The sequence below is a fragment of the Photobacterium sp. Hal280 genome (assembly GCF_037162255.1).
Classification (GTDB): Bacteria; Pseudomonadota; Gammaproteobacteria; order Enterobacterales; family Vibrionaceae; genus Photobacterium.
In genome coordinates this window covers 1,068,693-1,092,472 of the sequence record NZ_JARLUO010000005.1, presented here as the reverse complement: position 1 = coordinate 1,092,472, position 23,780 = coordinate 1,068,693, and the positions used below count along the sequence as shown (strand labels likewise).

Here is a 23,780-nt window from a genome sequence, read left to right as displayed (position 1 = left end):
CTCCTTAACTCGGCTGATGGCAAGGAAAACGCTGCCACAGCGCTTCGAACTGCTGCTCGAACGCCGTCAGAAAACGGCGGTCATCCGTCAGCGTAATGTCTTCCTGATTGTATCTGGATGCACTGCGTGTCCAGTTGAAACTGCCGTTGATGAGCCGGGTGCCATCAAAAACGGCAAACTTATGATGCATATGATATGGCGTGGTATCAATTTTCACGGCGACGCCTTTGCGTGCCAGATAATCAATGTCGCTGCCAATGTCATTGAGTTTGTCGTTATCGGTGATCACTCGCACCTGCACGCCGCGTTCATGGGCTGCCAGAATGTGTTTAGTCAGTTCATCATCTGCAATCGTAAAGACACAAATGTCCACTTTACTGCGTACCTGCCGCAGTTGCTCAATGATGCCGCCCGCGCAATCCCGTCCCGGTGAAAACCAACTGGTCGCGACTTCTGCAATGGCTGAACTGCGGGTGTTATCAAGCACTTTCACAACACGTTCCAGCCAGCGAAGTACAGCAAGGGACTCAGTCCCTTCCTGTATGGCTTGTTGCGCCAGTTTGAAGCTCTGGTTGCGCAAAAAAGCACGCTCATCATCCGATAGACCGACCGCCACCAGCGAAGCCTGCAATTCCCGCCGCTCGCTGTCATCCAGCCGGCCATCGTCAAGCGATGCTTTCAGCCAGTCGAGCCACTGTTGCTGATTCATTCCATATCCTCCAGTTTGACTGGCTGAGCAAACCGTGCGATATGCTGATTCAGCATCGCCAGTTGCTGAACCACTTGTCCTGCCCGGTCACTTTCATCACCCATCATCTGCTTACGCTGATAGGCCTGTTTGATGTCTTCCCAGCGGACTTTCTGCTCAGCGCTCATATTGCCGCGCAGCTCTGCCAGCTTGAGCAGGTTTTCTTCTGTGCCATTGGCCAGCGTCTGTGCTTCGCCCTGATAATGATCCTGAAGCAGCGTATTAAGCTCATCATCCGTCATCACCGAAGCAATTTTCTCCGCCAGTTTGTTCATGTTCCGGTAAGAACCCTGAAGCTTAAACGGCGGTTCAACACGGTAATCGTCTGCCGTCGCTGCCGACAGAATGTACTGCTGATTGACCTTCAGAACCGTTTGCTGAACCCGCATCAGTTTCTGAAGCGTCGCCACAATTTCGTTGGCTTCCGTAGATGAATACGAGTGCGACATATCGCTCAGCGCAACGCCGTCCCCCTGTGCCATTTTCACAAAACGATACAGGTCGTTCAGATCCCGTGTTGCCAGTGGCGCCAGCACCGGATTGGAGGTGAGTGAGTTCTCAATGAAGCTCAGCTCAAACGCATGTTGCTGATCTGAAAGCATATCGCCCAGGTTATAGATATCAGCCCGGTTGGCCAGCATGTCCGGAATCCGGAACGCTTCACCGGTTTCTGTGTACGGGTTTCCGGCCATGACCACAGCGAACTTCTTACCGCGCATATCATAGGTTTTGGTTTTGCCCTGCCAGGTTCCTTCAATCCGTCGCGTCCCGTCACAGAGCGAGATGAATTTCTGCAGCAGTTCCGGGCTGGTGTGCTGAATATCATCCAGATACAGCAACACGTTGTTGCCCATTTCAAAGGCCAGATTGATCTTCTCAATTTCACGCGCTGAGTTTTGATCCGGCGCATCGGCGGGATCCAGCGAGGTGACCTGATGACCAATCGACGGACCGTTGATCTTCATGAAGACCAGGCCCAGCTTATGCGCTACGTATTCAATCAGGGTGGTTTTACCGTAGCCCGGCGGAGAAATCAGCAGCAGTAAACCCATCAGATCCGTTCGTTTCTTGTCGCCGACTGTCCCCATCTGCTTGGCAAAGTTGTCGCCAATCAGGTGCAGGTAGCTGTCGCTGATCAGCTTGTTGCGGACAAAAGAGGTCAGCGGACGCGGTTTAAACTCACTCAGCCTGAATTGATCTTTGGCCTGATTCAGCAATGCCGTCCGCTGATTCAGATAAGCGTCAAACTGAGGCACCACCACGCTGCGGTGATGTTCACCGCGCTGGATGAAATCATCCAGTACCAGGGTCAATGTGCCGCTTTCAACCCGGTCGTGCTCGCCCAGCAATCCCTGCACAGAACAAGCCAGAGAGAAGTCCACAGGACTCAGCAAGCGGTCTGAATGGGTTTTGCATACCGCAATCGCAGCCGCTTCAACCACAAATGCCTGCCCGTATTGCTTCTGGACGGTGTAAGCACTCAGCCATTGCTGATGATCGGCAAAGGCAACATCCAGCGCCAACTGCTCACCGTTCCAGCCCAGGCTGCGACGAAACTGCAGGTAATCTTCACTCAGTTCAAAGCCATCCTGACTGACTTCAATCCGGATATCCGTTCCCGCCAGTAACCGGATCAGATAATCGCTGCTCTCCATGGCAGCCAGCCCCGGAACCGACTCGGCCAGTGTTTGCTGCAGCGACTGGAATGCATCTGCTGAATTGAGATGCTCTTTCAGCAACTGTGCATTTTTCGCTTTTTCCTGCCAGCCATGCAGTTCAGCGTCCGTCTGCATCATCAGCCAGAGTACTGCATTGGCCCGCGCCCGCTGACTGAATCGCAACAATCCGGCCTGTTCAAAGGTCGGCAGCACACCCTGCAGTATCAGAGCGGCATCGTGATCGTGGATCCCTTTGACATACCCTTCTTTGTAGCGCGGTGCAGCAAAGCGCTGAACCAGCGGCAACAAGGATTTGTCACGTCCGGCCTGATAAAGCTGGGCAAGCGACAGATCACCGGCGTTATTCATCGCACTGTGCAGCATCAGGTAGGCCAGGTATTCACCGCGATAGACCGCGTCACTTTCAGACGACACATCAAGGCGGGCGATTTGCTGCAGCGACAGGAAGGTTTCATCTTCAATGGGCTGATAAAAATCGGTACCGGAAATATGGGTGCAAAGCTGTTTGTCGTGCTCCACCAGACTCAGATCAAGCGCCTGCTGATTGACGCTGAACTTGTGACGGCCCAACCGCAGCACTTTGCCGCCATCTTCGAAGATATCCTGATTATCGCGAAGCGAGCGCAGCGACTGGTCTTGCAGCGACTTGAGCTTAGCATCCAGACTGTCTGCTTTGACGCTGTCGCCCAGATCCCGAATCGACTGCGACAGCTGATGCAGCTTCAGCACCATGGCGTCGGTCGCAAAATAACTGTTCAGCGCTTTCACATCATCAAAGCGGGATACCCGCTTTTCGACGCTGCCCATGGTGACATTGGCAGCCTGCATCAGGTTCTGTACCCGGCGCTGCTGTGCTGCAATCAGCTGTTGCTTGTGGTTATCCAGCGTTGACTGAATTTCATCACGCTTGGCGTAAATTTCCACCAGAAACTGATCGAAATCCGCAAAACGGGACTCCAGTTTGTCCAGCTGACCCACCAGCTTCGCCAATTGCGTATCACACTCATCCGGTGAGCTCGCCTGCTCCATCGCACTGCTGACCGACTGGCCCAGCAGTTTGAACTGAGCACTGAACTCGGCCTGAGCCTCGTGACTTTGCAGACTCTGCGATTTGTTTCTCAGCTTGGCCGACACCGCATTGAGTAACGATGAGACTTCGGTGGTCAGGTCCAGAATCCGGGTCGACTGGGTCGGATCATCGGTTTCAATGTCTGTGACTTCTTCAGACACCAGCTGCAAGTCTGCACGCAGCGTGTCAACCTGCTGCTGAAGCGCCTGGATTTCTGCGGTCTTGCTGACATCCGACAGCGATGATTCTATTTGGTGAATCTGTTGCTTAAACGGCTGGTACGCCTTTTCTTCCTGTAACAACGCCAGTAACTGCTGGTTCAGCTGCTCGCGATGCTGCTGCAGGTTCTCCAGTAAGCCATCAACACTGTCGCTGTCCATATAGTGCTGCTGACGCAGCGCCATGGTCGCACCCACCTGCGCTTTCAACTCTGACAGCAGGGACAACAGGACATTTGCCTGCTCCTTGGGAGCCAGTTTGATTTTCGCAATCAGATCCGTCACGACCTGCTGATGCTCAGCCAGGCTCTCTTCAGCGTGACGCTGCATCTGAAGAACTTTGGCAAACTCATCAATGATCTTGTTTGCCGTGTCCATCAGACTGTTAATCACCTCACCCATGCCCAGTGCATAATGATGATTCAGCCAGTGATAGTGATCCAGCGTGGTCTGACACTCTTTCAGCAACACTTCAAAAGCCGCCTGAGTGACGTCTTCTGTCTGGGCAAGCTGGCAGATTGACAAGACGGAAGACAACGCGCGAACCAGTTCGGCATTGCCCAGATTAAACAGCGGGCTGGTGCTGTCCGCACCGGCATTTTGCGCAGCATAGTGTTCCGGCGTAGAAAACGGCGTATCCCAGATGCGCAGCGGGTGGATGGTTGATGCTTCCGCATTTTCAGACAGCTGGAAGACCAGCATCCGGCCATCGGGATAGAGGCTGAATCCGTGGCTTTCCATCGGTGCCGCAAACTTCTTCTCTATCATGTTATAGGTAAAGCCAACGTAATGGCCTTCCAGCATGTTGAAGAAGAAATACAGGATATCCTCACCGTTTGGCGAGGCAATTTTCTGGAAGAACTTCAGGTGCTGCCACGGCATGTCAAACTGCTTACTCTCGCCGTTTGCCAGCACAAACCCGTGGGAATACAGCACACCATGATCTTCCGGCAGCGCTTTGGCACTCAGTCCTAACGCATCAGCCCGGACAACCGACTGATTGATCGGGTTATAAATAAAATAGCGCGAATGCTTTTCACGGTGCGGTTTGATTTTTAACGCGATCAGCTCACCAATAAAGGCATATTCAATGAAAGCATCGGCAACACTCTGGTGCGGATCGTCGACCGATTCACTGTAGATCCCTTTGCCATCATCGGTGTTGTCTTCCACCTTGATGGTCAGATCGCCGCCAATACATTCGACAAACAGTTTGTCGCGGATTGACACATGCGGATGAACACCCGCAACCTGATCGTCACGGGTTGTGGCAATCCATTCAAAATCATGCTGCTGAACATTTTCCAGCTGTTTGTTACCCAGCGAGTCAATATATTCAATCGAATTGGCATTGAGCTGGAAACGGAAGACTTTGCGGTCTTGCGGGCGCATCCCAATCTGGAATGCGATGTACAGAATGCTTTCCTGACGGGAGATCTGTGTCAGGCGGGCATCACTGTAGTAGGTAAAAAGTTCGGTGAATTCGTGCAGAAAACGGGCATCCGTCAGGAAACTGTTTTCCAGCGCTAATGGTTCAATTCGGAACGTGCCGTCCTGCTCGTGTAATTGATATAAACCAAAAACATCCGCCAGGGACGGAGAGGATTTCAGGCCGACATGCACCTGATAACCGAAGAGAAGTTGTTGATTGACCTGCGCCATATCAATGGGTATGGAGCGGGCTTGCGTCTGGACATTGGCTTTACCGACCAGTTGGCTTTCGCTACCGCCAAAGATTGTCTGACGATTCTGATTAAAGCTTTGAGACAGGGATTTGAGCTGTTTACCTTGCTGAAATAGACGGGATTTCAGTATTTCGTACGCCCCACCCTCGCTCACCGCTTGTTGAGTTGTTTCGGACATGCAATTACCTAATAAATCCCGCCTCGGAAGAGGCGGGAAGCGTGGGATGATTGACGTAAATTACAGTTTGTCTTCTGAGTGAGTGCTCAGGGTACTTTGAATTTTCTTCAGAAGTTCTGACGCACCGCCCTGTGAATTCAGCAGACCGGCCAGCGCGACATTACTCAGGTCGCTGCTTTTCAGATCCGTGTTTTCCAGAATGTCTTTGATGTCCTGAGGCATGCTGCGCAGGCCTTCAACATATTCAGAAACCAGCGGATTCAGGACTTTAGATTCGGCAAACTTCGCATCCATTGAAGCGGCATCCATAATGGTACGACGGATTTGCTCCATACCTTCGCCACCGAACAGTTTGATATCAGCCTGAGACAGGGCCTGAGCCAGCGCTTTCGCGTTCTCGCCAACCACAGATTTCTGCGCGTCGATACGTGCGATTTCAAGCTCTTTATCCTGTTGCAGTTTCATCACCCACTTATCATGCTCACGAGTGTGCTCATCGTACTGCTGAGCCGCTTCGAAACGCGCTGTCTGAGCTTCTGCTTCCGCCAGACCTTTCGCACGCAGTGCCTGCGCTTCCGCTTCACCCGCACTCTGCAGTGCGTAAGCTTCTGCTTCACCCACTTCACGGATCGCCAGCGCACGCTCACGTTCCACTTCAATTTCAGCCAGGCCGCTTGAGCTGATCACTTCTTTCTCAGCTTTCGCCATGCGCTCTTTCGCTGCAGCTTCACGCTCTTTGGCGATAAACTCAGCTTCAGCACGCTTGGTCGCAACGATCTGTTCCGCTTCCGCTTCACGGGTCTTCACAGCCAGAGCATTTTCAGCATCACGGGTCTTAATCTTCAGCGCGGCGTCATTTTCAATCAGCAGGCGTTCCGCTTTTTCACGGGCAGCGTCTTTCTCTGCACGGGCAGCAACCAGCAGTTCCAGCTGTTTCGCTTCAGCCATGGCTTCGGCTTCTGTCAGAGTGACACGTTTCTGACGGTTCACTTGTTCGTGCACTCGCAGGTTCTCTGTTTCTTCCTCTTCGCGAGCAATCTTACGTTCAATTTCAACACGTTGAGAACGCATTTCCGCCACAGCTTTCAGAGACTCTTCCACTGTGGTCTCTTTATGCATTTCTTTCTCTGCCACTTCCGTTGCGGTACGGACTTTCTCCGTTTCAACAGAGCGGTTCAGCTCTTCTTGCTGGATGGCCACCTGACGCTGATTGGTGATGCGCGTCATTTCAACTTCCATCTGAACGCTTTCGCGTTTCTTGGCAACTTCTTCTTCGGTTTCCAGCTTCGCCAGCTGCGTCACGCGTTCGTATTCTTCACGCTTCTCGGAAGACAGGGCTTCTTCCTGCGCTTTGATAATATCGATTTCCCGTTTCGCGCGCGCAATGCTCTCCTGCTCCTGCTTATCCAGTTGCAAACGGTTTGCTTCGGCTTCAACATTTTTCTTCTTGATGGTTGTGCGCTCGTCCTGACGAATCGCATTGGTTTCCGTATTCTTTTGCGCGGTGATCATGGAGATCTTACGGATACCTTCAACGTCCAGAATATTGTCTGAGCTGTGTGCATCCAGAGAAGTCTGGTCAATTTTATCAATGACAACGTCATAGATTTTGAAGCCATCCATTTCGCTGCCGATCACTTCAACCACAGCATCGCGGAACGTACGGCGATTGGTCAGCAGTTCCTCAAATTCAAACTGCTTAACGGCTGTTTTCAATGCTTCAGAAAATTTCGGCTGGAAATGTTCTTTCAGGCGTTCAATATTCGATGCTTCATGCGCGGTAAACAGTTTAGCCACACGAATGATATCTTCTTCTTCGTGATTGACACCGATATAGAAATCCACTTTCAGGTCGGCACGAATATTATCGCGGCAGTGCAGACCTTCGTATTCTTCGCCTTCCTGATCTTTACGACCGCTGCGAATCACAGAAATCTTCTTACGTGTGATATCCATATATTCGTGCTGGTTAATGACCGGCCAGACGAAAGTACCGGTCAGAGAAGCACGGGTGGCATGCAGCCCATTGACGATCAGTGCATCACCTTCCCCTCGAACCTTTTTATATCTGGATGTGAGAAAAATTAAAATCAGTAAAAATATACCGACTCCAGCACTAATAAAGATAACGCTTGGAGAGATTTGCATAGCCAACTCCTTATACTTAGCTATTTTTCGCTACTATATAATGTTTTGTTGTTTTATTTTGAGAAACGATGATCACTTCATCGCCATATTCCATTGACATCTCAGGCTCAATCACCCGGACATCAAGTAAGAATTCGCTGCCGTTATGCTGCACGACAACTTCACCCCGGTTCTGGTTCACCAAGCTGCTGTGAACCCGGCCTTTAAGACCAATAAAATCAACCTTGGCAAAGCTTTTCTTTTTATCAAACAATGGTGCCAAAGGTTTGAGCATCCAGGCAGCAATGAACAGTGCCAGATAAGCCGTCAATGGGATCGACACCACTTCCAAAACCATCACCCAGCTGGCTTCAGAGAAGGCATTCAGTGCTTGTGCCAGATAAAAAGAGACAATGGTTCCGACAAAGAAACTGACACATAAGGCCACCATGAGTGGCACTTTCGACAGAATCGGCGGCAGAATCAAACCCGCCCCCGGAATGTTCTCCGCATCAAACAGATCAACATCCGGTGCGACACTTTCAACAATGTTGAATACCAGATCTACCAGCATGACGACCAAAAAGATGACAAAAGGAACGAAAAAAACATTCGTTGGAAAAGAGAGCAATATCGAGATCATTTCTTGGATGGTCATGCGCACCAACTAATTTATAGAATTATCAATTTCAGTTTATTTCAGGAAGCCAGTCACATCTTGCGACCGTATATAAGGAAACGTTAAACAAGGTATTGGGGAATTTATCACTCCCGTTCATTTCCGACAATTCATTTCCCCAAAAAGGAGAAACTGAAACACGATACCGTGAATCTGACTCATTCAAAAACCAATAGAAGATTGCCTGAAATCAGGCTTATTTTTCACTTTTGTTGCTGTGTATTTCACGATTCAGACTGTGATTCTGACAGGCTGGTTACTCTCTCAAATCCGTATCAAACTCTGCCTGTTTGAAACCGAATCTGAATTTCACTTTTCCGTCAGAAAAAATTTCCCTCAAATCCCGTTGCTGAAAAACTGCGCAACAACTGAAAATGAAAAATACATGGCAGGAAACTACACTATCCTTTTGAATGTCTTGTTACTCTTTTTTTGACAGCGATGCGTCAACTTCAGCAGCCTGATAGGTATGTGACATTTAAAATTGAGGTGTATAAATAAAAATCATGAAATTGATGGATTTGTTATTTCTTGATGTTCCGGTCCTGATTATACCGGACCGGACTTAAGGCAACAGGATGGAAAGGCGGTCATTTCAGCAAAAAGCCGAAGTCGGCAAACTAATCAATCGCCGGAAAAGTTCGATACTCATCGACGATGCCATCTTTGATGAAGAAAACGAGTAAGTATCCTTTACCATACTGGCTTTGAACATTTCCGCCAATGAAATAAGACAGATCATGATCGTACTCATAATAGCCGGTTGGCTCACCAAGCAAATCAATCAAGGTTTCGCTTTTCATTCCGGTAACGCTATATTCTTTGAGAAAAGAATATACCATCGTCCCTCTGGTCGATTCATCTGCTTCGCTCCAGGCACTCTGGCTGAACGCTTGATCACCCAAGGTTAAAAATGCGTCATTACTTTGCTGCTCAGAGCATGCTGAAAGAATCAGTGCTGCCGTTAGAAGGTAAATTTTTTTCACACTTAACGACCTATTGAATCATCATCAGTTCGCCACCTTGAAGAGCAGCCATACATGCATTGGAAAGAGAGCTATCACTTCCGCCTCTTGCTCCGATACGCAGCCCGACATCGTTGTTATGAAGATCCATTTTCTTCTCCATAAAGAGGTTATCCGGGCTGGATTCATGAGCATTTGTGAATCGCTGCGCATTCATATATCCCAGATCGCGAGCCATAAGGGCAGACCAGAAGCAATGCCTGAATGCATCCGACGCATCGTTTCTGCCATTCTTACCAAATTCTTGGCTGGTTTCTTCAAAAGCTTTTTCTTTAGCACTTTTAATTGAAAACACATGGAAAGGATTACTTTTTACGTAATCTTTTTCAGCGTTAGTCAATCGATCAGATTGGTTTAAAGCTGACATAGCCAAACCTAATCTTTACAAATACATACGTATTGAACGTTTTCTATAGCTCTGAATATTGTCATTTCAATTTCAATATTCACCGGCTAAGACTTCTTAACTCTGACAAGCCCGATGCCTAGCTCTAATTATGCTTACGTCCTTAATACAAAGTATAAGAAACTTATCTTATATCATTAGCTTGGCGTTTACGTACTGACAAAACAACTATATTGGCAGTGAAAGTGTTGGTTAGCATGAATATGGGCGGGAAATCACAGTAGGAGACGAATAAACCGTTAAGTGCTGAGTTATGAATAGCGATTCAAAAGCAAAGAAAAACGGCTTACAAGTGTTAGCCTGTAAGCCGTTGATTTTGATGGTGCCCCGGGCCGGACTTGAACCGGCACAACGCGAACGTCGAGGGATTTTAAATCCCTTGTGTCTACCAATTTCACCACCAGGGCACGCAATTCTGGATTGCGATGGGTCAGACACCATCTATCACACCGAAAGTTATCGTTGTGATTTAAAATTTGGAGCGACACACGAGGTTCGAACTCGTGACCTCAACCTTGGCAAGGTTGCGCTCTACCAACTGAGCTAGTGTCGCAAATGGAGGCGCGTCCCGGAGTCGAACCGAGGTACACGGATTTGCAATCCGCTGCATAGCCACTCTGCCAACGCGCCTTAAACTGATGAACCAAATTGGTTATCGTTTACTACCATGACCGCTTCGTCGTTAACCTCCGTTGCGGTACGGGATGCATTCTACGCAATGGAGAGATCGAGTCAACTGCAAAATTCATCATTTTGAACTGAGTGATTATTTTGCGTTCAAAACGGGTTTTTCTTCTCGTTTTTTGCCCGATGGCGTATGGTCTCAGACTGAGTTTTCAGCGCTACAAGAGGGAGTTAGCCTCTTTTACAGGTAAAAGCAGTCGTCTGTTTTTTTTGCGTATTTACCGATTTTTCTGCCACTGGTTCATACACCATGTTATCTGGCCCCTTGTCATTTCTCTGCAAAAAGCAGAAAATAGCGACCCAGATCACATTCCGATATTGTTATGCACCGTTACATCTTTTGCCTGTTCTCTCTGATGTGTGCCTTACTGGCAGGCTGCACGCCTGATCTGCAGGATAGCGCTCATCTGCAGATTCGCTTTCTGACCCAGTTGCCACCTTCGCCGAGCCAGGCTGATCTTGATCACGTGACCCTGCCGAGCAGCGAAGGTATCACCTTTTATTCTGCGCAAAACCCGAATGTGGAACGTCAGCCGTTTTCCTATATCACAGCCATTACCGCTGAGGTGCGAGAATACAAAGATTCAGTCAACCTACTGCCACAGGCAAATTATCCGGTATTGGCGAGCAACATCGATTTTGGTCTGAAGCAGAGCGAGACAGGTGTGTATGCCTATAACCGCTATAAAGGCCGGGCAGATGCGCTGATTCGCTGGTATGGCAATACGCAGGTCGCTTATCTGGCGTTAATTAATCCGTATCATGATCAAATGAATGGCTTACAGGAACAGGATCTTGAGTTACTGCGCAACAGTGTCGACCGCCTTCAGATCAAAGGTATCAAAAATATTATTTTATTAAGCCAGTATCCGGCCAGTGTTTCACCGGCCTTGCTGCAAGCCATTCAGGGCGTGGATGTGGTGATCAGTACCGGCGAGCACAGCCAGACACAACTGGCAAAAAACGTCTGCATGGCACAGTTCTCCCAGAACGGAACCGATAATTTAGCCCTGGTATTTGATACCAGAGGACACCTGACCCAGTGCCGTTTTCAGGTATCAGAATCGGCAACATAGCAACAAAAAAGCCACCCTATTCAGGGTGGCAAACAACTCAAACAAGATAGGAATGTTGTCTTAGTCGCGAACCAGCGCGACGGCTTCACGCACCAGACGACCGATTTCATCCCAGTCGCCGTTGTCGATCAGTGCCGGAGACACCATCCAGGTACCACCACAGCACAGTACGCGGTCAACGGCCAGATAATCGCGAACATTCGCTTTGCTGATCCCGCCGGTTGGCATCAGGCTGACATCAACGTAAGGCGCCAGCAGAGATTTCACCATATTGATGCCACCAGACGCTTCTGCCGGGAAGAATTTCAGAAAATTCAGCCCCAGCTCCAGCGCCTGTTCAATCTGACTCGGATTATTCACGCCCGGAACCACAGCAATGCCTTTTTCCTGACAATAGCGAACCGTATTCGGGTTGAGACCCGGTGCCACAATAAACTCAGCGCCGGCAGCCTGCGCGCGATCAACCTGCTCAGCATTCAACACAGTGCCCGCACCAATACACAGCGACGGATACGCTTCGTGCATCAGACGGATCGCTTCCGCTGCAGCGTCGGTACGGAAAGTCACTTCGGCGACAGGCAGACCATTTTCAACCAGGGTTTTCGCCAGAGGGACGGCCTGTTCAACACGGTTGATCTGGATAACAGGAATGACTTTAAATTGTTTCAGTTTTTCAATCAGGGATTGAGACATTAACTTCTAGCTCCTTACATAATGTCTGTCATAGCGTCAGGCGGAATAATCGCGCCTGGGTGTTGAATAACAATGGCGGCCAGCTGATGACCCAGTTCGGCAGCGACACTGCCGGTTTGACCGCTGAAGCGTCCCGCGAGGTATCCGGCCGCAAAGGAATCACCGGCAGCACAGGTGTCGACGACATTGTCGACCGGGTTGGCTGCCACTTCGCACATATCGGGGTGGCGGTTTTGCAAATCGGTTACCACCACACAAGGTGCCGCGCCGCGTTTGATGACCACCTCGTGGCAGCCCAGATCGCGACACCGTTCGATCACATCACTCTGGCCCCACACTTTGTGGTCATCATCTTCGGTGATCAGGGCTATATCGACAAAAGGCAGCACCTGTTTGTACCAGTATTGTGCCTGTTTCGCCGTCCACAATTGCGGACGGAAGTTATTATCGAAGACGACTTTACCGCCGTTGGCTTTGTGCTTTTCCAGTAAGGTGATCAGAATGGCTTTGGCTTCTTCCGCCAGAATGGCCAGACTGATGCCGCTGATATAGAGCACATCAAACTCTTTGCTTACAATCGACTTTTCCAGTGGCGTGACGTCTGATGCGAAATAAAACTTCGCCGCACTGTCGTTGCGCCAGTAATGAAAATGACGCTCACCATTCGGTTCGGTTTCAACCAGATACAATCCGGGCAATTTGTCATCCAGACGCCGCACCAGCCGCGTATCGATATATTCTTCCTGCCAGGCAGACAACATATCCTGACTGATATTGTCTTTTCCGAGCGCCGTCGCATAGCTGACATCCAGTCGGCGGGAACGCCCTAAACGCGACAAATACAGCGCCGTATTCAAGGTGTCTCCCCCAAACGTACGACGCAGTGGCTGGCCGCTGAGCTCGACCATACATTCACCAAAAAATGCGATTTTCACACGGGTACCCTTCAATGAGATTAAACACTAGATCCGGCAACCCCTTTGCGTTGAGTACTGCTTACCGACACCAATCACAAAGGTTAACCGCTTCTAATTAAAGCCTAATTCATGATGCAGGCCTTGGTTCATCACAAAGACCTGCATTTTTACAAGTTTCAGCGAATTATTTCGCACAAGCAGCTTGCGTACCGATGTCCTTCTGAACAGTGTTTTCCATCGCCTCACGCTCAGCATCCAGAATGGCTTTGGCCTGGGCCGGCGTGACCTGATTGGCCGGTGTGACCAGGCTGACGGCGACACCGGCTGTCAGCGCTGTGATCACAGACGGAATACACGGGTTCCCCCAGTAAGCGCCCCACTCTGCATTGAGGATGATGGCAAAAGAAGCCGCTGATGCACCAGCCAGGGTCGCCAATGCGCCCTGCCAGGTGTAACGTTGCCAGAAGCGTCCCAGCATGCCGCAGACAAACATGCCTGACATCACGGTCGAAATCATTTTGGTGATATAGCCGATAATGTCATTGGATGTCAGGGCAAACAGCAACGCCATGCCAATCACAACCACCAGCGACAGACGCGAGTAGAGCACCATTTTGTCTTTGGACGGCACTTTGCCGGTAAACAGGATGAAGACATCGCGCAGCAAGATAGACACCCCGGCGATAGCATCTGAGCTGGCGCTGGACATAGTGGCAGACAGGCCTGCAATCAGCACGACCATCCCAATACCGACTGGCAATACCGTTGCCGCAATGTACGGGAAGGCATAGTTAGCATTGTTCAGCTCAGGGTTGATCGCATGAGCTGACATCCCAATGATGGCCGGAATGATAGAGAAGAACAGGTAGAGCACACCAGACATCACGAAAGAGCGCCGGATGGTCGACACATTTTTGCCTGAGTAAATGCGCTGGCGGAAGGACGGTGTGGCTAAGATACCCACCCCCACCACAGTGGCCAGAGACAGTGCAGGCAGACCGCCCAGTTTCTCGATACCTAACAGACTCACCGCGGCAGGGTCCATGGCAGCATACAGATTTTCCAGCCCACCGATTTGGTTCACCGACATCACAGCCATCAGGATAAAACCGGCAAACAGAATCACGGCCTGGATAGTATCCGTCCACACCACGGCTGTGTAACCGCCGATCACCACATAAATCGTAAAGGCGGCTGCGATGATGATTTTGGCGGTATTCAGATCAATATCGGCAATCCAGGCCAGATAGAGGCCGCCACCCAGAATATGGGCGCCGAGCCAGCCGATACAAGCGATGAAGATCAGCAATCCGACCACGTTTTTAACCGCTTTGTTAGCGCCCACATAGTAAGCCAGTTCTTCGCTCATGGTCATGAAGTTCAGCTTGCGCACCGGCGCAAACCACCAGGCGAGCAGCAGGATACCCAACGCACCGCCAATTCCGTAAAGCGCACCGGCCCAGCCATTGTTATAGCCGAAACCCACGGCCCCCATACTGGAGCCGGTACCGACCATAGTCGCGACTGTTGTCCCTAACATCAGGAATAAAGGGAGACCGCGTCCGCCCAGCAGGAAATCTTCACCCGATTTCTGCGAGCGGGACACAAACCATCCCAGCCAGATCATAAACACCACATATGCACCGAATCCGGTGAGAAAGAGTGTACTGTTCATTCCATACCTCTTATAATCCGTCATTGCTTTTATTTGCTTGGGGATAAACCTGTTTGGTTATCCCATGTATTACTGCTCATGCGTTTTGTATCGCAGTAATTTGCTTTTTACGGGCTGGTACTTTGCCAGCCCTTTTTCTTTGTCTCCGTCTGATATATTCCAGATCAGAGTGATTGTCTTACTGATTGTCAGGCTTCGGATCTTGCAATGAAGTTCAGCCAATCAGCGGCGATCTTCACGGTAACAGGTCACATCCACTTCGACTTTTACATCGACCACCAGGTCGCACACCATGCAGATACGTGCTGGCGGATGCTCGCCAAAAAACTCTTTGAAGACTTTATTGAAAGACTGGAAATAGCGTGAATCGGTCAGCACCACTTTCACATGCACCACATCTTCTAAGCCGTAACCGGCTTCTGTCATGATGTCGACACAGTTCTGAATCGCCAGACGGGACTGATCAACAATACCGCCTTCCACCACTTCACCGTCTGTCATCGGGGTTTGCCCGGACACATACAGGAATCCGCCTGCCTGCGTCGCACGTGCAAATGGCAGATGCTGACCGCCAGTGCCTGTGCCGCCTTCTACGCCATAACGAATGATCGTCATAATTGTTCTCCAATAGGTTTACTGCTAAAAATTCGGTGTGAGTCAGGATTGTTGTCTGGTCAGAAAGCGACCATGACGTTGCGGGCTGACCCGGCCCTGCCGGTAACTGATCTGTCCGTTCACCATCACCAGCTCAATGCCTTCTGCGGCGGCAATCGGGTTTTCGAAACTGGCCGCATCCCTGATGGTATTGGGATTAAACAGCACCAGATCGGCATGCGCGCCTTGTGCAATCACACCCCGGTCTTTCAGGCCGAAACGCGTCGCCGACAGACCCGTCATTTTGTGGACCGCCTGCTCTAAAGAGAACAGCTTGCGCTCCCGGCTGTAATAGCCCAGCACGCGGGGAAAGGCACCCCATAAGCGTGGATGCGGGTGCGGATCATTGGGCAGACCGTCTGAACCCACCATCGTCAGGCGATATTTCAGGACACGTTCAACATCGGCTTCATCCATACAGTGATAGACAGCTCCGGCCGGCTGCAGGGCTTTGGCAGTCTCCATCAGCGACATCCCCAGGGTTGCTGCAATCTCTTTCAGCATTTTGCCCGCATGCTCTGGATGGGATTCTGACCAGGTGATAAAGATGTCGAACTCATCTGTGACCTGATTCAGATCCAGGGTTGAGGAACTGGCAGAATACGGATAGCAATCGCAGGCAACCTCCTGACGCTGAGCAGCCGACTCCATTCGATCCAGAACTTCGACTGTCCGGCCCCAGTTACCGGCACCGGCACATTTCAGATGCGAAATCACCACCGGCACTTTGGCGTGCTTACCGGTCCGAAAAGCTTCATCCATGGCATCAAGGATCTGTTCAAACTCGGTGCGCATGTGAGTGGTATAGATGCCGCCGTATGCCGCCAGCTCTTCTGCCAGCGCCATCACTTCCTCTGTCGGTGCCTGTTTTGCGGATGCGTAAGCCAGACCGGAGCTTAATCCTAACGCCCCGGCTTCCATCGCCTGTTTTAACTGTGCTTGCATTGCCGAAATTTCCTGCGCGCTGGCAGCGCGGTACAAATCATCCATCACGTTATTGCGCAACGTGGTATGACCGACCAGCGCTGCCACATTTACGGCGGGCTGCGCCTGACGAACAGCGTCTGCGTAAGCGGCAAATGTCGGGTATTGAAAATCCTGCTGTTTGCCCAGCAGATTCATGGGATCCGGCGGATCCCCGGCCAGAATCGCAGGCGAAGCACTGATACCACAGTTACCGACAATCACAGTGGTCACCCCCTGGCTGATCTTCGGCTGACAGTCGGGAAAACGAATGACATTGGTGTCGTCATGGGTATGAACATCAATGAAACCCGGAGACAGTGCCAGATGCTGACCATCAATGATCTGCGCCGCTTCACTGCCCGCTAAATCTCCAATGGCCGCAATGCGGCCATCCTTGACGGCCAGATCAGCCAGATATGCCTCGGCACCTGTGCCATCAACAATGGTGACATGGCGGAATACGGTCTCAAAATGCATGCGTTTTCCTTCTCTTTGTATGCTTGGATACCACCATGCCGTGATCACTCAGGCAGGCGGGTTAATCTCCCAACGGCTGGCGATCATCGCCGCCTCTGTGACTGTCTAAGGCCAGTTTCAACCGGCGAAGCCTGTCACGGGAGCGTCGCTTCTGGCTCAGTGCCAGTTCAGTCGACAGCACATCAATCAGTGCCATCATGGCGTAACGCGATGCCGAGGGCTTATAAATAAAATCGGTTTCATCCGTGACCAGCGGCAGCACCACATCACTGACCTTTGCCAGCGGTGAATCCGGTGCGGTGATCGCAATCACCTTCAGGCCGTACTGCTTGGCAATCGACGCCGGTTCAACCACTTCAGCCGTGTAACCTGTCACTGACAGGGCAACCATGACATCTTTGCTGTCGGCCGTTGAAGCCACCATCCGGGCCAGCAGCCCATCGTTGTACGCACTGACAGCAAAACCGATGCGGAACAAGCGAAACTGCAGCTCCTGCGACATGATGGTCGAGCCGCCCCCCATCCCGATGGACAAAACCTGGCGCGCATTCAACAGCATCTCAACGGCTTGGGCGACATCCGCCTCGTTCACGATTTTGCGGTTGATGTTGATGACGTTCTTAATCGACTCGTACACCCCCTGGATCCCCGACTCATCCGGACTTTCATGGATGAATCTCTGCCCTACCGCCAGCGACTGGGCCAGCTTCATTTTCAGGTCGCGCACATTTTTACAACCCACCGCTTTAGCAAAACGGGTGATCGTGGCTTCGCTGACACCGGCTTCTTCAGCCAGTTCTGTGATGCTGGCTGACGCTGCATCACTTAAATCGTCCATCACCAGGCGGGCGACTTTTTTCTGCTTCTCTTAATTGAGGGAAGCACTCTGTAATTCTGGACACGATGTCCACTTCAATGGTCACGGCTGCCTTTCCTCTATGGGGTGAATACTAGTAAGACGGGCGGTCATAAACAGTGAGAAACCGCACAATTCATCTCGTATTGTTTGATAGTTTCTAACATCAGGAATACTATCAACATGCCACAAACCATATGTGGCAAGGCCTAAAGGCTATGTTAGGAGAATAACCAATGCCTCAAGCAAACAAAAAGCATGTTAGTAAATACCAAGAATTCGATCACAAAATCTTTCCTGCCGGCACCAAAGGTGTGTGGGTAGATGAAAAAAGTGACGGTCAATACAGCCTGATTCACGAAGAAATCTGCCTGCCTGCCGCCGTGATCCGGAAATCGGCGATCCACAACAACCTGAACTGGATGCAGCAGTTCGCCAATCATCATCAGGTGAAATTGTCGCCGCACGGTAAAACCACTATGACACCGGCCTTGTTTTCAGAGCAGCTGGAAGCCGGTGCCTGGGGAATTACGGTTGCGACCCCAGCCCAGGCAGAGACCGCAGCGATTGCGGGCGCCAGGCACATTCTGATGGCCAATCAGCTGGTCGGCAAAGCCAACATGGCACTGATTGCCCGGCTGATGCGCCAGCACGGCGCGCAATTTTACTGCTGTGTCGACTCTTGTGAAAACGCTGCGCAACTGAGCCACTTTTTCGGAAGCATCTCTCACACTCAATGTGCTGATTGAATACGGTGTCCCTGGCGGGCGATGTGGGTGCCGTAATCACCAAGAAGTCGAGACGCTGGCCGGTTTCATTCAAGCGGCCAAAGGCCTGACTTTATACGGGCTGGAGGTTTACGAAGGGGTGATCCACGGGGCGGATGCTGAAGATAAAATCCGGCTGTTTCTGCGCGATGCCGTGATGCTGGTCGAACAGCTGACCGAGAAAAAACTGATCACAGCCGACAGCCCGATTGTCACAGGGGCAGGTTCTGCCTGGTACGACATCGTGGCCGATGAATTTTCCGCGCATCCGCACTTAACGGCCATCATACGTCCGGGGTGTTATCTGATCCACGACACAGGGATTTATCAGGATGCCCAGCAGCAGGTCATGTCCCGGGCAAGACGCAATCAGGGCTATGCCTGCGAGCTGGGCGGTGATCTGGAATCTGCCCTTGAACTGTGGGCCTATGTGCTGTCTGTGCCTGAAGCCTGTAAAGCCGTGATCGGCATGGGCAAACGGGATGTGGCTTTTGATGCCGGGCTGCCGCTGGTTGAGCGCGGATTCCGCGACGGTCAGCCCCTCAATATTCAGGGACTGGAAACGACCGCGATCATGGACCAGCATACCTTTGTCAATGTGCCGGCCGGTTGCGATCTCAAAGTCGGGGATATTCTGGTGTTCTCAACCTCGCATCCCTGCCTGACCTTCGACAAGTGGCGTTACATCTGTGTTGCCGATGATACAGATACAGTGACGCATTTCGTGGATACCCGCTTCTGATCACGGTTTCAGACCATGACGCTGCAGCCGCCCTCGGGTGGCTGTTTTTCCGTGATGCCTGTGCCGGTAATGGCACACTGCATCCGCACATACTCAGCGACCCAGCTTACCCACGATATAATCGGCAAACAGGCTGACTTTCGCCGGGATATGCCGTGTTGCGGGGTACAGCATCCACAAATCACCTGTGTAGGCGGTTTCAAATTCCCAATCCGGCAATACCTGCCTGATGCTGCCATTGGCGATGCCCGCTTCTGCCACAAACACCGGCAGGCTGGCAATACCGATGCCCTGCTCTGCCGCTTCCAGCCGCACACGGGAATGGTTGGCGCGGTAACGACCGGTCACAGGCACTGTCAGCCGGCTTTCGCCCTGCCTGAAGCGCCATTTTGAATCTGCATCGTTTTCTCCCAGCGAAATACAGCTGTGCTGCGTCAGCGCTTTGGGGTGGGTCGGCGTCCCTCTGCGACTCAGATAATCCGGTGACGCGCACAGCACATGATCGATCGGCATCAGGCTGCGCCCTATCAGTCCCTGCGGCGGCTGGCGGGTGATTCTGAACAGGATATCGATCTCCTGTTCAATCAGATCCAGCGCCTGATCATCCAGCACCAGGTGCACATCGATGTCCGGATACAGACTGAGAAACTCCGCCACATAAGGATGAATCAGTGAATGCGCAACAGCTTTGGGCGCAGCCACTTTCACCACACCACGGGCCGAGCTGTCCTGGCTTTCACACAGTGCCAGCACCTCTCGTGCGGTGTCATCCAGCTGCAGACAGCGCTCATACACGGTCCGGCCGGTTTCACTCAACCGCAGTTTGCGTGTGGTGCGCTGCAACAAACACACACCCAGTTGCTGCTCCAGTTGCTTGATGGCGCGGCTGACCGCAGAAGGCGACACACCCAATAATCTGGCGGATTCGGAAAAACTGCCGGTTTTCACCACAGACACAAAAATCGCCATGTCCTGCATTAAGCCAATGTGTTTGTTGCTGCTCATGCCGCCTCTGATTCATGCGCTCTGCGCAAAAGTTATTTGAATTGATGATGGATTATCATGTAGTGCAGCCACGATTACAATGAATGACAGACAAGCGGACAGGGAAGCACAAGATGACAACACAAGCCTTATACCTGGATTCACATGCCCTTCACTGTGAGGCCGAGTTACTCGCCTGCTATCAGGAAAGTGACCATTGGATTGCCGTGCTGGACAAAACCGTCTTTCATCCGCAAGGCGGTGGCCAGCCCGGCGACACCGGCCGCATTACCACCCATTGCGGTGAGCGGGCGCAAGTCCTGCACACCAAAAAAGAGGGAGACATTATCCAGCATGTGATCAACCAGCCGCTGCCGACGGGCATCGTCACGATTGCTATGGATAAAGAACCCAGAAATACCCACAGCATACTGCACAGTCTGGGTCATCTGATTGGCAATATCGGTCAGCAAAATGGCTGGCAACCCGAGAAAGCCCACCACTGGCCGAACGAGTGCCGGGTCGAATTTTCGCCCCGTGATCATGTTGTTGAACTGGACGAACTCACTATATTACAGCACCTGACCCGGCTGATTGCGGCCGATCTGCCCATGCGCTCGCACACAGAAGCGGATGGTACACGCTGGGTTGCCTTTGGTGATTTGATGGCCTGGCCCTGCGGCGGCACCCATGTCGCGACCACCAGCGAGATCCCGGCCAATGTACAGGTTTCAACCAAGCTGAAAAAAGGTAAGCTTCAGGTTCGCTATCAGATTGCTGATAGGGGCTGAGTCCAACAAGCAGAAGGATATTGCTGATGTTCAATGAATACTGGCCTGAATTTATTTCCCTGGCGCTGATCCATTTTATGGCCGTTGTTGCCCCCGGCCCCGATTTTGTCATGACAGTCCGCCAGAGCCTGAAGTTCGGCCGCCGACACGGTATCGTGACCGCCTTCGGTATCGGTGCGGGACTGTCGGTTCACGTGCTCTATACCCTGCTGGGCGTGAGCGCCATCATGCATACTTCAGAATGGCTGTTGATCGCCGCCAAGCTGCTGGGCGCCGCGTACCTTGTCTATCTCGGCGTGCAGTTATGCCGCAGCCAACCAGCCACCAGCGACGCCCCGGCGATCGATGCAACATCAGAATCAGGCCATCAGACGCTGCGTCGCGCATTCGGCATCGGGTTTCTGACCAATGCCACCAACCCGAAAGCCACCCTGTTTTTTCTGGCCATTATCACCAATGTGGTCAGCCTGGATACGCCACTGACGATTCAGATTTTCTACGGTGTCTGGATGTGTGCCGTCACCGCTTTGTGGTTTGTGCTGGTCAGCCTGTTGTTTTCCGCCGAAAAAGCCCGGCTGTGGTTTCACCGCCAGATGCACGTGATTGAGCGCACTTTGGGTGTCGTCCTGATTGCCTTCGCGGCAAGGCTGGCCTTGGTGTGAAAATCGGCAGGCAAACAACCGCTTAACCTTTACACCTTTGTCATCCTTGATTACATCCTCCGGGATTACACTTGCGGCCAGAAGGTGTATCATGCGCCCCGAAATAACGACCAATCCGGGTAATGTTCCGGTTGGGATAAGACGTGCAGTTCGTCCCTGGCCAGCCGCCAGGAAGGCCAACAACAAGCATGCATACACCTTGGGCTCATCAAAGAGGATTGATATGGCGTTTATTGATTTCGTCCAGGCCGGTCTGTTCAGTCTGGGCGTACTGGCCGTTGCTCTGGCGGGAGGCTGCGTCTTCAGCATGCTGACCGTTCAAAAAGAAGAAGTGGATTGTATCGTTGAAAAGCGCGTCGAATACGGCGTCTTTGGCGGGGCTTGCATTATTTTTGCCAGCCTGATTGGCTACGCCCTGTCGTAATCAACTGCACACTACACAAGACAACGGGCTACCCGGGTAGCCCGTGCTTCAATGCGGAACAATACCCCTTCATTCGCATTCGTACAGCTCAAGCGGTAAACCATCCGGATCACGGAAAAACGTAAAGGCTTTCCCTGTCAGTTCATCGATACGAACCTGTTCAGTCGCAATCCCCTTCTCGTTGAGCCAATGCGCCACGGTTTCCACTGACTCAACGGCAAAAGCAAGGTGCCTGAGTCCCTGAGCTTCAGGGTAACTTGGCCTTGGCGGCGCGCCGGGAAAAGAGAACAGCTCAAGCTGACTGCCGTCCGGCAGGGCTAAGTCGAGCTTCCAGGATTGACGCGCTTCACGGTACTGTTCAGAGATAATCTCCAACCCGAGCAGTTCGGCGTAAAACGCTTTCGAACGGGCATAATCGGAACAGATAATCGCCGTGTGGTGGAGCCCTTTCAGCATCAGTCCACTCCGTTCAGACGGTAATGCCAGTTTTCGAGCTCGCCTGTCTTCAGGCGTTTCTCCACCGTATTACGCCAGCTGACCGACAACGCCTCACACTCTTGCAGCAGGCGCAGTTTGTCCAGATTCATCGGGTCATTGAAATACCAGTCCATCACGCGTTTTACCGTGAACCTGTCTTCTCCCTGCCGGATCAGCACCAAGGGGTCATCGCAACTGACATATCCCGGCGTAATCACCCGGTACAGCCAGCCACTGCGACCTGTCTGCTGCATGACGGCCGAAAATTCCGGCAGTTCCCAGCGACGGCTGAGCTTATAGCAAGGAGAGCGAGGCTGGCTGATTTCTATCACCGCCTCTCCCCATTGAAAACGATCACCGACCCGCACATTCTCTTCCGTCATGCCCTGGGTGCTGATGTTTTCTCCCACTCCGGGGGCTGGCCAGTCACGGTCCGGAAACTGCTGCTGCCAGAACGCATAATGCTCCAGCGGATACTGATGCAGCGCCCTTTCCGTACCGCCATGAAATTTAGGCTCGGCGCATTCATCGCCGTCCAGTCCGGTGGCAGAGAGATAGCGTTTGCCGCTGACCGCCTGCTTGGCCATCGCCGTTCTGATACCGTATTTCTGCGCCACTTTTCCGCAGTACAAACCTGTTAATGCAATTGCTGTATCAAGCTGAATCAATGGCTGAACTCCTTTCCGTTCAGCCGGACTGTGGTATTCAGGCTGTTGGCAATAAAACAGTTGTCGTGCGCTTTCTGGTGCATTTTTTCCAGCACTTCCGGCGATACCTCGACACCGTCGACAAAAGTGATGACAGGGTTGAGATCAATCACGGCCACTTTGGTTTTTCCGACATCGTTCTGGCCCAGTTCAGCCGTGACATTGTCCTGGTAACTGGCAACCGGCAATCGCTTGAGATGAGCAATCGCCAGGAAAGTCAGCATGTGACAGGACGACAGGGCCGCCATCAGGCTTTCTTCCGGGTTGACCTTATCGGCACTGCCGTTGAAATCCGGCGCAGATGAAGCCTTAAGCGCTTGCCCGCTGCCAAACTGGATCTGATGATCCCGGCTGAATGCTTCACCCGGCTGAGAGTTACCCTGCCAGGCAACTTTGACGTTAAAACTCATACCG

Annotated in this window: 19 protein-coding genes, 3 tRNA genes and 2 pseudogenes; 5 read left to right on the top strand and 19 right to left on the bottom strand. The window is 51.7% G+C overall.

What is annotated here, in order from left to right; genetic code table 11:
* Positions 1-4: 4 nt before the first annotated feature.
* The 9 genes from P4S53_RS14490 to P4S53_RS14450 all read right to left on the bottom strand — a co-directional run bounded on the left by P4S53_RS14490 (position 5) and on the right by P4S53_RS14450 (position 10,444).
* Positions 5-709 carry a phospholipase D-like domain-containing protein gene (locus P4S53_RS14490; protein WP_337113193.1) on the bottom strand — a complete coding sequence of 235 codons (705 nt, stop codon included), beginning with the start codon at positions 707-709 and terminating at the stop codon, positions 5-7.
* Positions 706-5,577 (bottom strand): DNA repair ATPase, encoded by a 4,872-nt coding sequence (locus P4S53_RS14485; protein ID WP_337113192.1) that lies wholly within the window; start codon positions 5,575-5,577, stop codon positions 706-708. Before P4S53_RS14485 ends, P4S53_RS14490 begins: the two co-directional genes overlap by 4 nt.
* A gap of 60 nt (positions 5,578-5,637) precedes the next feature.
* Positions 5,638-7,725, bottom strand: coding sequence for a peptidase (locus tag P4S53_RS14480; RefSeq protein WP_337113191.1), 2,088 nt, complete (start codon positions 7,723-7,725; stop codon positions 5,638-5,640).
* A gap of 16 nt (positions 7,726-7,741) precedes the next feature.
* Positions 7,742-8,362 carry a DUF1449 domain-containing protein gene (locus P4S53_RS14475; protein ID WP_337113190.1) on the bottom strand — a complete coding sequence of 207 codons (621 nt, stop codon included), beginning with the start codon at positions 8,360-8,362 and terminating at the stop codon, positions 7,742-7,744.
* Positions 8,363-9,003: 641 nt separating this feature from the next.
* Positions 9,004-9,369, bottom strand: coding sequence for a hypothetical protein (locus P4S53_RS14470; protein WP_337113189.1), 366 nt, complete (start codon positions 9,367-9,369; stop codon positions 9,004-9,006).
* Between the two features lie 10 nt (positions 9,370-9,379).
* Positions 9,380-9,775 carry a DUF6973 domain-containing protein gene (locus tag P4S53_RS14465; protein WP_337113188.1) on the bottom strand — a complete coding sequence of 132 codons (396 nt, stop codon included), beginning with the start codon at positions 9,773-9,775 and terminating at the stop codon, positions 9,380-9,382.
* A gap of 359 nt (positions 9,776-10,134) precedes the next feature.
* Positions 10,135-10,221 (bottom strand) — tRNA-Leu (locus tag P4S53_RS14460).
* 70 nt (positions 10,222-10,291) lie between these two features.
* Positions 10,292-10,367: transfer RNA gene (locus P4S53_RS14455), tRNA-Gly, on the bottom strand.
* Between the two features lie 3 nt (positions 10,368-10,370).
* Positions 10,371-10,444: transfer RNA gene (locus tag P4S53_RS14450), tRNA-Cys, on the bottom strand.
* 377 nt (positions 10,445-10,821) lie between these two features.
* Between P4S53_RS14450 and P4S53_RS14445 the strand changes: the two genes are divergently transcribed.
* Positions 10,822-11,574, top strand: coding sequence for a hypothetical protein (locus P4S53_RS14445; RefSeq protein WP_337113187.1), 753 nt, complete (start codon positions 10,822-10,824; stop codon positions 11,572-11,574).
* Positions 11,575-11,634: 60 nt separating this feature from the next.
* On the opposite strand, the gene P4S53_RS14440 is transcribed toward P4S53_RS14445, so the two are convergent.
* The 6 genes and pseudogenes from P4S53_RS14440 to P4S53_RS14415 all read right to left on the bottom strand — a co-directional run bounded on the left by P4S53_RS14440 (position 11,635) and on the right by P4S53_RS14415 (position 17,879).
* Complete coding sequence (locus P4S53_RS14440) at positions 11,635-12,267, bottom strand: bifunctional 4-hydroxy-2-oxoglutarate aldolase/2-dehydro-3-deoxy-phosphogluconate aldolase (protein ID WP_337113186.1); 633 nt, start codon at positions 12,265-12,267, stop codon at positions 11,635-11,637.
* Between the two features lie 14 nt (positions 12,268-12,281).
* Positions 12,282-13,202 (bottom strand): sugar kinase, encoded by a 921-nt coding sequence (locus P4S53_RS14435; protein ID WP_337113185.1) that lies wholly within the window; start codon positions 13,200-13,202, stop codon positions 12,282-12,284.
* A 166-nt stretch (positions 13,203-13,368) separates the two neighbouring features.
* Entirely contained in the window at positions 13,369-14,859 is a 1,491-nt protein-coding gene (locus tag P4S53_RS14430; RefSeq protein ID WP_337113184.1) for a sodium:solute symporter family protein, read from the bottom strand.
* A gap of 222 nt (positions 14,860-15,081) precedes the next feature.
* Positions 15,082-15,474 (bottom strand): RidA family protein, encoded by a 393-nt coding sequence (locus tag P4S53_RS14425; RefSeq protein ID WP_027252576.1) that lies wholly within the window; start codon positions 15,472-15,474, stop codon positions 15,082-15,084.
* Positions 15,475-15,516: 42 nt separating this feature from the next.
* Entirely contained in the window at positions 15,517-16,956 is a 1,440-nt protein-coding gene (locus P4S53_RS14420) for an N-acyl-D-amino-acid deacylase family protein (protein ID WP_337113183.1), read from the bottom strand.
* Between the two features lie 61 nt (positions 16,957-17,017).
* A pseudogene (locus P4S53_RS14415) lies at positions 17,018-17,879 on the bottom strand (MurR/RpiR family transcriptional regulator).
* A 169-nt stretch (positions 17,880-18,048) separates the two neighbouring features.
* Here P4S53_RS14415 and P4S53_RS14410 point away from each other — a divergent pair.
* Positions 18,049-19,321, top strand: a pseudogene (locus P4S53_RS14410) (amino acid deaminase).
* Positions 19,322-19,414: 93 nt separating this feature from the next.
* Here P4S53_RS14410 and P4S53_RS14405 read toward each other — a convergent pair.
* Positions 19,415-20,326, bottom strand: a complete 912-nt coding sequence (locus P4S53_RS14405; RefSeq protein WP_337113182.1) for a LysR family transcriptional regulator — start codon at positions 20,324-20,326, stop codon at positions 19,415-19,417.
* Positions 20,327-20,439: 113 nt separating this feature from the next.
* Here P4S53_RS14405 and P4S53_RS14400 point away from each other — a divergent pair, with 113 nt between their 5' ends.
* From P4S53_RS14400 to P4S53_RS14390, 3 genes are all read left to right on the top strand, one after another.
* Positions 20,440-21,096 carry an alanine--tRNA ligase-related protein gene (locus P4S53_RS14400; protein ID WP_337113181.1) on the top strand — a complete coding sequence of 219 codons (657 nt, stop codon included), beginning with the start codon at positions 20,440-20,442 and terminating at the stop codon, positions 21,094-21,096.
* A 26-nt stretch (positions 21,097-21,122) separates the two neighbouring features.
* Entirely contained in the window at positions 21,123-21,758 is a 636-nt protein-coding gene (locus P4S53_RS14395; protein WP_337113180.1) for a LysE family translocator, read from the top strand.
* 223 nt (positions 21,759-21,981) lie between these two features.
* Positions 21,982-22,182 (top strand): hypothetical protein, encoded by a 201-nt coding sequence (locus tag P4S53_RS14390; protein ID WP_337113179.1) that lies wholly within the window; start codon positions 21,982-21,984, stop codon positions 22,180-22,182.
* A gap of 69 nt (positions 22,183-22,251) precedes the next feature.
* On the opposite strand, the gene gloA2 is transcribed toward P4S53_RS14390, so the two are convergent.
* From gloA2 to P4S53_RS14375, 3 genes are read right to left on the bottom strand one after another with little or no spacing between them, the layout of a single operon-like run.
* On the bottom strand, positions 22,252-22,638 hold the full coding sequence (gene gloA2 / locus P4S53_RS14385; RefSeq protein ID WP_337113178.1) for an SMU1112c/YaeR family gloxylase I-like metalloprotein: 387 nt from the start codon (positions 22,636-22,638) through the stop codon (positions 22,252-22,254).
* The gene (locus P4S53_RS14380; RefSeq protein WP_337113177.1) at positions 22,638-23,327 is read right to left on the bottom strand and encodes an MOSC domain-containing protein; all 690 of its coding nucleotides are present in this window, start codon (positions 23,325-23,327) and stop codon (positions 22,638-22,640) included. The genes gloA2 and P4S53_RS14380 overlap by 1 nt, the downstream gene beginning before the upstream one ends.
* Positions 23,324-23,776, bottom strand: coding sequence for an OsmC family protein (locus P4S53_RS14375; RefSeq protein ID WP_337113176.1), 453 nt, complete (start codon positions 23,774-23,776; stop codon positions 23,324-23,326). The genes P4S53_RS14380 and P4S53_RS14375 overlap by 4 nt, the downstream gene beginning before the upstream one ends.
* Positions 23,777-23,780: the final 4 nt, after the last annotated feature.

Excerpts from the sequence above, each read along its gene's own strand:
- P4S53_RS14490 (WP_337113193.1), bottom strand. The coding sequence starts at position 709 with ATGAATCAGCAACAGTGGCTCGACTGGCTGAAAGCATCGCTTGACGAT.
- P4S53_RS14485 (WP_337113192.1), bottom strand. The coding sequence starts at position 5,577 with ATGTCCGAAACAACTCAACAAGCGGTGAGCGAGGGTGGGGCGTACGAA.
- P4S53_RS14480 (WP_337113191.1), bottom strand. The coding sequence starts at position 7,725 with ATGCAAATCTCTCCAAGCGTTATCTTTATTAGTGCTGGAGTCGGTATA.
- P4S53_RS14475 (WP_337113190.1), bottom strand. The coding sequence starts at position 8,362 with ATGACCATCCAAGAAATGATCTCGATATTGCTCTCTTTTCCAACGAAT.
- P4S53_RS14465 (WP_337113188.1), bottom strand. The coding sequence starts at position 9,775 with ATGTCAGCTTTAAACCAATCTGATCGATTGACTAACGCTGAAAAAGAT.
- P4S53_RS14445 (WP_337113187.1), top strand. The coding sequence starts at position 10,822 with ATGCACCGTTACATCTTTTGCCTGTTCTCTCTGATGTGTGCCTTACTG.
- P4S53_RS14440 (WP_337113186.1), bottom strand. The coding sequence starts at position 12,267 with ATGTCTCAATCCCTGATTGAAAAACTGAAACAATTTAAAGTCATTCCT.
- P4S53_RS14430 (WP_337113184.1), bottom strand. The coding sequence starts at position 14,859 with ATGAACAGTACACTCTTTCTCACCGGATTCGGTGCATATGTGGTGTTT.
- P4S53_RS14425 (WP_027252576.1), bottom strand. The coding sequence starts at position 15,474 with ATGACGATCATTCGTTATGGCGTAGAAGGCGGCACAGGCACTGGCGGT.
- P4S53_RS14420 (WP_337113183.1), bottom strand. The coding sequence starts at position 16,956 with ATGCATTTTGAGACCGTATTCCGCCATGTCACCATTGTTGATGGCACA.
- P4S53_RS14405 (WP_337113182.1), bottom strand. The coding sequence starts at position 20,326 with ATGAGCAGCAACAAACACATTGGCTTAATGCAGGACATGGCGATTTTT.
- P4S53_RS14400 (WP_337113181.1), top strand. The coding sequence starts at position 20,440 with ATGACAACACAAGCCTTATACCTGGATTCACATGCCCTTCACTGTGAG.
- P4S53_RS14395 (WP_337113180.1), top strand. The coding sequence starts at position 21,123 with ATGTTCAATGAATACTGGCCTGAATTTATTTCCCTGGCGCTGATCCAT.
- P4S53_RS14390 (WP_337113179.1), top strand. The coding sequence starts at position 21,982 with ATGGCGTTTATTGATTTCGTCCAGGCCGGTCTGTTCAGTCTGGGCGTA.
- gloA2 (WP_337113178.1), bottom strand. The coding sequence starts at position 22,638 with ATGCTGAAAGGGCTCCACCACACGGCGATTATCTGTTCCGATTATGCC.
- P4S53_RS14375 (WP_337113176.1), bottom strand. The coding sequence starts at position 23,776 with ATGAGTTTTAACGTCAAAGTTGCCTGGCAGGGTAACTCTCAGCCGGGT.